This is a genomic window from Cobetia crustatorum, from assembly GCF_000591415.1.
In the GTDB taxonomy this organism is placed as follows: Bacteria; Pseudomonadota; Gammaproteobacteria; order Pseudomonadales; family Halomonadaceae; genus Cobetia; species Cobetia crustatorum.
Window position 1 is genome coordinate 1 of sequence record NZ_JEMF01000136.1, and the last position, 8,044, is coordinate 8,044.

General features: G+C 59.4%; 8 protein-coding genes. 5 read left to right on the plus strand and 3 right to left on the minus strand.

Annotation, left to right across the window (positions count from 1 at the left end; genetic code table 11):
• Window positions 1-234: 234 nt before the first annotated feature.
• Window positions 235-693 (minus strand): META domain-containing protein, encoded by a 459-nt coding sequence (locus BF12_RS0117865; RefSeq protein WP_024953445.1) that lies wholly within the window; start codon window positions 691-693, stop codon window positions 235-237.
• A 198-nt stretch (window positions 694-891) separates the two neighbouring features.
• On the opposite strand from BF12_RS0117865, the gene BF12_RS0117870 reads away from it, so the two are divergent.
• From BF12_RS0117870 to BF12_RS0117895, 5 genes are all read left to right on the plus strand, one after another.
• Window positions 892-1,887 carry an ion transporter gene (locus BF12_RS0117870; protein WP_024953446.1) on the plus strand — a complete coding sequence of 332 codons (996 nt, stop codon included), beginning with the start codon at window positions 892-894 and terminating at the stop codon, window positions 1,885-1,887.
• A 214-nt stretch (window positions 1,888-2,101) separates the two neighbouring features.
• Complete coding sequence (locus BF12_RS0117880) at window positions 2,102-3,139, plus strand: TauD/TfdA dioxygenase family protein (RefSeq protein ID WP_024953447.1); 1,038 nt, start codon at window positions 2,102-2,104, stop codon at window positions 3,137-3,139.
• Between the two features lie 271 nt (window positions 3,140-3,410).
• Window positions 3,411-4,730 carry an ergothioneine biosynthesis protein EgtB gene (egtB, locus tag BF12_RS0117885; RefSeq protein WP_024953448.1) on the plus strand — a complete coding sequence of 440 codons (1,320 nt, stop codon included), beginning with the start codon at window positions 3,411-3,413 and terminating at the stop codon, window positions 4,728-4,730.
• Window positions 4,731-4,820: 90 nt separating this feature from the next.
• A complete protein-coding gene (locus tag BF12_RS0117890) occupies window positions 4,821-5,162 on the plus strand; it encodes a DUF427 domain-containing protein (RefSeq protein WP_024953449.1) in 342 nt (113 codons plus the stop codon).
• A 258-nt stretch (window positions 5,163-5,420) separates the two neighbouring features.
• On the plus strand, window positions 5,421-6,188 hold the full coding sequence (locus tag BF12_RS0117895) for a nuclease-related domain-containing protein (protein ID WP_225347876.1): 768 nt from the start codon (window positions 5,421-5,423) through the stop codon (window positions 6,186-6,188).
• A 59-nt stretch (window positions 6,189-6,247) separates the two neighbouring features.
• Here the strand turns inward: BF12_RS0117895 and BF12_RS20935 are convergent, their stop codons facing one another.
• The gene (locus tag BF12_RS20935) at window positions 6,248-7,540 is read right to left on the minus strand and encodes a type II toxin-antitoxin system HipA family toxin (protein ID WP_024953451.1); all 1,293 of its coding nucleotides are present in this window, start codon (window positions 7,538-7,540) and stop codon (window positions 6,248-6,250) included.
• Window positions 7,537-7,779 (minus strand): helix-turn-helix domain-containing protein, encoded by a 243-nt coding sequence (locus tag BF12_RS0117905; protein WP_024953452.1) that lies wholly within the window; start codon window positions 7,777-7,779, stop codon window positions 7,537-7,539. The genes BF12_RS20935 and BF12_RS0117905 overlap by 4 nt, the downstream gene beginning before the upstream one ends.
• Window positions 7,780-8,044 lie beyond the last annotated feature (265 nt).

The following is an 8,044-nucleotide window of genomic DNA, read 5'->3' on the forward strand; positions in this document are numbered from 1 at the left end:
GATTCACTGTGCCACTACAGTATAGACCTTTACCAGAAACAATTCGCCGTCTGATAAAGGCGTAGCCGAGGTGAGTCCCTTCATGCTCCCGGCAGTCCGAAGATGCGAGATGGGGAATACCCTGCGGCGTGGATGTCGCAAAAAGACCGGAGCGGGACGAGTGATTCAGGCGCGATGAAGCAGTGCAAGCATTTCTTCTCGTCCCGACACCTTGTCACTGGAGCTTGTGAGTCCTCAATAGAGATGGACTGTCTGGAAACGGGCACGCGACGCCCCTTGTGCATCCATCAGCGTCAGTGTCTTGCCTTCTATCTGCCAGCCCGACACGTCATTGAGTGTCGCGAGGAAATCGCGTTCGAGCGTTGCTACTTCACCGGGACATGCCATTCGCGTGATGGCCAGGCGGCCGAAGCCGAGTTCTTGCGCATCATGGTGATATTCCCCCATCAGGCGATTGCAGCCGGTGGAGCCGGCTACTCGCGAGTCTTGTGTATGTAAGACGATATGGGCTTCACGCTTGCCTTCCACCACGGGTGTTGGCTGGTTGTCGAGTGTCACCAGCTTCCAATAGGTGTTCTCCAGTGGCTCGTCGACACCTTGATAATCCTCAGAGGATTGAGCGCCTGCGCAGCCGCCCAGGGTGAGTGCTGCGCTCATCACGGCGGCCCATGTCATCACTTGCGCTTGTTTCATGCGGGTGTCTCCCTCACTAATAGGGTGTCTACGGCGATTCGGGGCTGGGCTCCGGTAGCGCTGCAAGCCCTCGCAGATAGCGTCATCGCCAGTGTGGTCAGCTGATGCGCGGTCATCGCCAGCGTGGTCATCTGAAGCGTTGTAGGCTGAGTCAGGAAGACGCGTTACGCATTCTGAAACAATCGCCAAGGAGTTGTCATGCCAGCCACCCGCACGCCCTCGTCCGCCAGGGAGCGGATACATCTGTGGTGGGATCTGTTCATCATCGTGCTCGTGATCGCCAATCTGGCATTGCTGCTATTCGATAGTCTCTTCCTGATTCCCCCGCTGAACACGGCCTTCGAGGCCGTGACACCCGGGTTGCATGCGGCCTATGAGCAGAATATCCACGCCAATTTCCTCTCTATCGACCTGGCATTCGTCGCCGTCTTCCTGCTCGATGTGCTGGCGGGGTGGGCAGTGGCCATTGCGGAGCGGCGCTACCACCGCTGGTTCTTCTATCCCTTCGTGCACTGGTACGACGTGCTGGGGTGTATCCCGCTGAGCGGCTTCCGCCTGTTGCGTGTGTTGCGTGTGATCTCGCTGTTGTTCCGCCTGCAACGTCTCGGCTTGATCGATGTTCGCCGCTGGTACCTCTACGGGGTGGCGGCCAAGTATCTCGATATTCTGCTGGAGGAGCTGACGGACCGTATCTCCCTGCGCATGCTCGATAACGTCCAGCAGCAGTTGCGCGACAGCGATGACCTCTCATCTTCGGTGATCGAGCGTGTCGTGGAGCCTCGCAAGCAGGCCTTGATCCGTGAAATTACCCAGCGCCTCGAGACCATGGCGGGGGATGTCTATACCCAGAATCGCGACGATACCCTGCGCTATGTGCGGGGCCTGGTCAGTCGCACCCTCGCCGAGAGTCCGGAGCTTCAGCGTGTCTCGCGCCTGCCCATGGGCACCCAGCTTACGAAAGGGCTGGAAAGCTCGCTGTCGGATCTGGCCTGCCATCTCGTCGATGAAGCGCTGGTCGGCCTGCGTTCCAAGGAGTTCTCGGCGCTGGTGGGGCACCTGGCAGAGAGTGGTTTCGATGCTTGGTCGCGCACTGACCCGAGGACGGAGCAGATCACCGAGCAGGTGCTGATCGACATGCTGGATCTGCTCAAGGAGCGGATCGCCGTGAAGAGTTGGCAGAAGAAATACGAGTGACGTGATGCACCAGCGTCATCCTGATAGGTAACTCGCGGCGTTCGGGATGAGATGGGGCGAGGTTTGGCGCACGGGAATGTGTTTGCGAGAATGCTGATACATTCATCCCACGCCGAGAGTCTGTGAGCCGCGAGTGTCGTCGCGCAGCGATAGCGCGGCCTGATGACACATCAGCGTCTCGCCAGCGTGGGAGCCGCGACAGGAGGTCAGTGTCATGGCGAATCCAACACGCACTGAGGTAGCCGAGTCAGCACCGGGCGTTCCGTTCGACCCGGCACAGGTGGCTGTCATCCAGCAATTCGGCGGCAGCATCACACCGCTGGAGCCGATAGGCGCCGAGGTGAGGGGAATCGATCTGTCCGCTCAGGACGCGCCGCCCGCGCCAGTGCTTGAGGCGCTGGAGCAGATCATGGCCGAGCGCGGCTTCTTGGTCTTCAAGCGCGATACGCCCCTGGAGGCCGATGACTTTCTGCGCGCCAGTTGCTGGTGGGGCGGCAAGGAGCTGCACAGTACCCATGGGATGCATCCGGCCACGCCCGATGGCAACCGGCACATCTTCCGGCTGTCGAACGATCGCCGTCACGGCATTCCCGGCGTCGGGCCGCAGTGGCATAACGACGGCAGCTTCAATACCGATACGTTCTCGCACTCCGGCTACCACATCATCCGCCCGGCCGAGAACGGCGGCGGTACCTGCTTTGCTCATCAGGGCGCGGCCCATGACGCCTTGTCTGCCGAGCGTCAGGCCTTCTGGCGCCGTCTTGCTTCGGTGAATTCCTCCTCCGGGGCCGTACATCCCGTGGTACACGAGCACCCCATCACCGGTCGCAAGTGCATCTGGCTTCATCTGGGCATGACCGGCGCAGTGATCGAGAAGCTACCCGATCAGGATGCCTTCCGGCTGCTGACCGCCGAAGAGCTGACGCAGCTCTGCCGTGAGTACAACGCCATCCTGAATGCCGGCTTCACCGAGGGTTACGCCCTCGACTTCGAGTACCAGGAAAACGACTGCGTGTTCATCGATAACCTGGCGGTCGCTCATAGGGCCGCGCCCGGCGCGCACTTGCCGGCACAGGAGCAAGGCCTGCGGATCATGCATCGCAGTACCGTGCGTGGCACTCAGGATCTGGCACCTGGCTTCGGACTGCCGCTGCAGGTGGATATCCATGGCCCCAGCCCGCTGGAGAATGGTGTATGGCAGGGCGGCGGTATCGGCTTTCGTTGGGAAGAGAATATTCCGATGCAGAACTGAGGCTGGCGCGCTCAGGTAAGACACTTGCAGCGGGACGTGCGTTACAGCGAAGTGAAGGCTAGGGCAGATCAGGGGTAGATCAAGGTGCAGACCTAGTTTCAGAGGAAAGACCAGAGTCCGTGAAGAGTTGGCATTAGCAACACGAGTGATAGGGTGGGGATATCACCCCGGCCAAGCGCTGATGGGGCTGGGGAGGCACGTCAGCCGTGCTGGCCAAGAGCCTGTCCGATCACGTTTCAGGGAGAGAACCAGACTCGTAAAGGAAGCCATCATGTCATCTGCCCATGACACCGTCATCGAAAGACCCGATAGCCTGCATGCCAAGGAGTGGCTACGCGCGTACCAGCGGGTACGCGCCGCCACCGAGGCGATCTGTGCGCCGCTGCATAAGGAAGACTACATGGTGCAGAGCATGGCAGATGTCAGCCCGCCCAAGTGGCACATCGCCCATGTCACCTGGTTCTTCGAAGCCTTCATCCTGAAGCCGTTTCAGCCGGACTATCAGACGCTCGACCCCGCCTACGATCACCTCTTCAACTCCTACTACGAGACCCATGGCGTACCGTTCCCGCGCGCCGAGCGTGGCACGATCTCGCGCCCGACCGTCGACGATGTCTATCGCTATCGCGCGCACGTCGATCAGGCCATGCAAGCGCTGCTTGAGAATCCGCCACGGGAACATCTGCCCGAGATTCTTCGCCGCTTGGAGCTGGGGCTGCCGCATGAGCAGCAGCATCAGGAGCTGCTGTTGATGGACATCAAGCACATTCTGGCGCAGAACCCACTGTGTCCGGCCTATCGGGATGATCTGACTCCGGGATTGGCACCAGCCCCTGCGCAGGAGGTGCCGTCGCTTGGATGGCTGGCCTATCCAGCCGGGGTTCGCGAGATCGGCCATGATGCAGCCGAAGGTGGCTTCGCCTACGACAACGAGATGGGCCGACACCGTCAGTTCGTCGAAGCGTTCGAGATGGCCGACCGTCCGGTGACCAACGGCGAGTTTCTCGCCTTTATGCAGGACGGCGGATACGCCACCCCCGAGCACTGGCTGGCGGATGGCTGGGCGACGGTCAAGGCGGAAGGCTGGCCAGCGCCGCTTTATTGGGTCGAGCGCGACGGCGTCTGGCATCACTACACGCTAGGTGGCCTGGTGCCGGTGGATCTGAATGCGCCGGTCTGCCATGTCAGCTTCTTCGAGGCCGATGCCTACGCCCAGTGGGCGGGCGCGCGCCTGCCCACCGAGGCCGAGTGGGAGACAGTCGGTCAGGATGTCCCTCTCTCTGGTAACTTCGTCGATCAGGATTATCTACAGCCAGTCGCGGCCGCGAGCTCCGAAGGCATGCCGAGTCAGATGTTCGGCGATGTCTGGGAGTGGACGGGCAGTGCCTATCGCCCGTATCCGGGCTTTCGCAAACTGCCGGGCAGCCTGGGGGAGTACAACGGCAAGTTCATGTCCGGTCAGATGGTGCTCCGTGGGGGTTGCTGCGCCACGTCTGCCGATCATATCCGCGCGACCTATCGCAACTTCTTCCCGCCCGAGGCGCGCTGGGCGTTCTCCGGCTTTCGGCTCGCCAGGGACGGTGGGGTCTGAGGGTCTGACTCTTTCAGAACGCGCCTCAAGGCACTTTCATCTGCCGCTTTCATCTGCCGCTTTCACCCGCCAACCCGTAAAGGAGTCTTCATGGCCGACCACCTCGAACCGCGTATCACGCTGCACCCGCTATCCTCGCGGGTGCGAATCCTGGTCGGTGAGACGGTGATCGCTGACACTGGCAACGCGCTGGAATTGCGCGAGAAGGGCTATCCGCCGAGGCTCTACTTGCCGCGCGCCGATGTGGCGATGGCGGAGCTCTCGGTTTCTCACACCGTCACTCATTGTCCGTTCAAGGGCGACAGTACCTATTACTCGCTGCCGGATCTTCCTGATATCGCCTGGAGTTACGATCACCCCATCGAGGAGGTGCAGGCGATCGCCGGGCGGCTGGCGTTCGATACCGACAAGGTCATGTTGGAGGTGGAGTGATTCAGACGAACGGCTCGTCGCCAACCTGATTCTCTCGTCGATGCACAACGCTCCGTCGTGCTCTGCTTCAGAGATAAACCGATAGAGAACAGTAGCTTGGCGTTCGCCAGATGGTTAGAATCCTGCAGTTTGCTGCACCGCGCTCCTCCATCGGGCGCGGTGCAGCATTACCTTTCCCTTATCAAGGCTCAGTACTCCGGTTGGACGAATCACCTCGCTTGATTCCTTTCCGTACAGGCTGCACCAGGAGTCATGACAGTGGTTGTCCCTTCGAACATCGCGCCGGTGATGAGTGTACTGCTATGCCTCGTGCTGGCCTCCTGCGTCAGTCGTTATCTCAAGTCTCCCCGCATGAAAGGTCGCATTGGCGAGTGGCGAGTGCGCTGGATGGCGCGTCGACTCGGCAAGCAGGGCTATCGGGCCTTGCACAATGTCACCCTCAAGACCGAGAGCGGCACCACCCAGATCGATCATGTGCTGCTGTCGCGTTTCGGCTGCTTCGTGTTGGAAACCAAGAACATGAAAGGCTGGATCTTCGGCAGTGAGCACGAGGCGAACTGGACCCAGCAGTTTCCTCGACAGTCGTTCAGCTTCCAGAACCCGCTACGTCAGAACTACAAGCATCTCAAGGCACTGGAGACGACGCTTGGCGTGACTCCCGAGCATCTGCATTCGGTGATCGTCTTCGTCGGCAACGCCAGGCTCAAGGGTGAGATGCCAGCCAACGTGACGCGCGGTACTGACTTCGTTTCCTTCGTACAGTCGTTCAAGGCCCCCATCTTCAGCGAGGCGCAGGTCGAGGCCATGCATGAGGCGCTGCTGACGGGGCGGCTGGCGCCGACTCGGGCGACGCAGCGTGCTCATGTGCAGCATCTCAAGCAGCGCAATGATCCACAGGCGAGACGTGAATGCCCGAAATGCGGTAGCCGTATGGTGCTGCGTACTGCCAAAGCAGGTGTACGTGAGGGCCAGCAGTTCTGGGGATGCTCGGCCTATCCGGAGTGTCGCGCGACACAGGCGGTGTGATGACTGCCTTCACGGCCCCGAACGAGGCAGCATCCAAACTTGAATTTCGCTGACAGGCACTACCATCGCTCGGCACGGCGGCACTGCTTTTGAATGTGTTGACGTTGCTGCTGCAACCTCGTCCAGCCTTTGCCTTCGAGACCGGCTTGCTGTAGCTGCTCCTTGAGTATGACTGAGTCGGATAGATCAGCGAGCATGGTAACCATCTGTTGAATTTGGCGCTTCACAAACGGATAACTGAATCGGCACTCCTCCGAAAAGGCCTGCCAATCGCGCGGTAGCAGCTGCATCGAATTGAACTCCCCGCCGAGGGAGAAGGCCATGTCTGAATCGTAACCGAGCACTATGGTGCCAACGAGGTCATAGGCTGGGGCGATCTGCCAACGACCTCGGGAGTCCTGTAACAAGGACACGTTCTTGGCATGGCCGTCACTGTTGCCAACCAGCACATTGAATATTTGCCAGCGAAGCAGCTGCTGAATGGATGCCGCTGAGGGTCGGCAGGCTTCGCGGACTGTTTGCACGATCTCTCCGAAACGTGGCCCACCGTAAGCCTGGTATTTCTGATTCCGCGACACGCCCATGGCCTGACACAGATCCTCCTGATGCAAACGCTCGACGTGTCCGCTTTCAATACCCAAGCGGTCGTAGCGTTCGACCATCAAGTAAGGATGTCGGCCGGCATAGACCATCGTGGTCCTCGGGCAGGCTATTCCCCCCAAGCGTGCCAGATTGTTCAGATACAGCTCATTCAGAATGACTTGCTCACGCCCTTCGACGGCGAATTTCAAAATATGGGTAGAGGGTTCGATTCCGATAGGTAAGTAGAGTGTATCGTTCCACAGTCGCACAGGGATCTTGTCCTGCGCGCCGGCCAGCGAAAGACGAGGGCGTTTGGCCAGAGCTCCTTCATTCATCAGGGCATACCGCTCGCGAGCACCTGCCCATTGCGCAAGTCGATCGAGCGGCAACTCGCGGTAGTTGTCATCGAGGGGTGACGGTAGGGTTCTTGACGGCGGCATGTGATCGCTCGGAAGGATCGTCAGCGCACCAGCACAATCGCCGCCTATGGTCGCCAGTAGCGAGAAGTCGTCGTCTGGTATACCCAGGCGCTTGATCAGCGCCGCCCGGGCTTGCTCTTCAGGCAGCAAATTTGCGAACCAGTGATGCGCCAGAAGGTCTTGGGGCTGCCAAGCCTTTTGGCTTAGTGGCAAGCTGTACGAAATGGCATGCCCATTCTGTCGCCAGGTTTCGTTGTATTCGAAGCCCATCAGTCGGCCATCCGTGCCGCGCCACAACGTCCCTACATGCTGCGTGTCGTGCCATACGTTCAACGAATCCGGCAATATCATGATTCGAATCCCTCCGGAGGAACAGCGGACAGCTCGATGCCTAGCGTATCAAGTACGATCAATATGCGACCCAACCCGCAGCTGTCACGGCCGTTTTCCAACTCACTCAGAAAGCGAATGCTCAACCCGCAAAGACCTGCGAGGGTTTCAAGATTTAGCCCTTGCTGCTTGCGAGCGCGGCGAATCAACTTGCCAAGCGTTGCGGCATCATGAATGGGAGCTGCTTGCGATAGGGGCATGCTAAGACCTTTCACGATAAGAAAGCGGGTTGTTGTAAACAATTTAGTATACTTAAAAATTTCCCTATAGGGATAATTGGGTGGATATACTGGAGTAGTCCTGAATTTTTCCCTATAGGGAAAATAGTTGGTGTGCGGGTTGCAAGTGCTGCAATTTTTCCCTTTCAGGACAATTTGGGGCGATCAGTCTGTCAAAGTGTCAAGGAGATCATCGCACCACGCATGAACTGCTAATGCTCCATCCGTGTGTACAGGCTCGGACAGC

Excerpts from the sequence above, each read along its gene's own strand:
- BF12_RS0117865 (WP_024953445.1), bottom strand. The coding sequence starts at position 693 with ATGAAACAAGCGCAAGTGATGACATGGGCCGCCGTGATGAGCGCAGCA.
- BF12_RS0117870 (WP_024953446.1), top strand. The coding sequence starts at position 892 with ATGCCAGCCACCCGCACGCCCTCGTCCGCCAGGGAGCGGATACATCTG.
- BF12_RS0117880 (WP_024953447.1), top strand. The coding sequence starts at position 2,102 with ATGGCGAATCCAACACGCACTGAGGTAGCCGAGTCAGCACCGGGCGTT.
- egtB (WP_024953448.1), top strand. The coding sequence starts at position 3,411 with ATGTCATCTGCCCATGACACCGTCATCGAAAGACCCGATAGCCTGCAT.
- BF12_RS0117890 (WP_024953449.1), top strand. The coding sequence starts at position 4,821 with ATGGCCGACCACCTCGAACCGCGTATCACGCTGCACCCGCTATCCTCG.
- BF12_RS20935 (WP_024953451.1), bottom strand. The coding sequence starts at position 7,540 with ATGATATTGCCGGATTCGTTGAACGTATGGCACGACACGCAGCATGTA.
- BF12_RS0117905 (WP_024953452.1), bottom strand. The coding sequence starts at position 7,779 with ATGCCCCTATCGCAAGCAGCTCCCATTCATGATGCCGCAACGCTTGGC.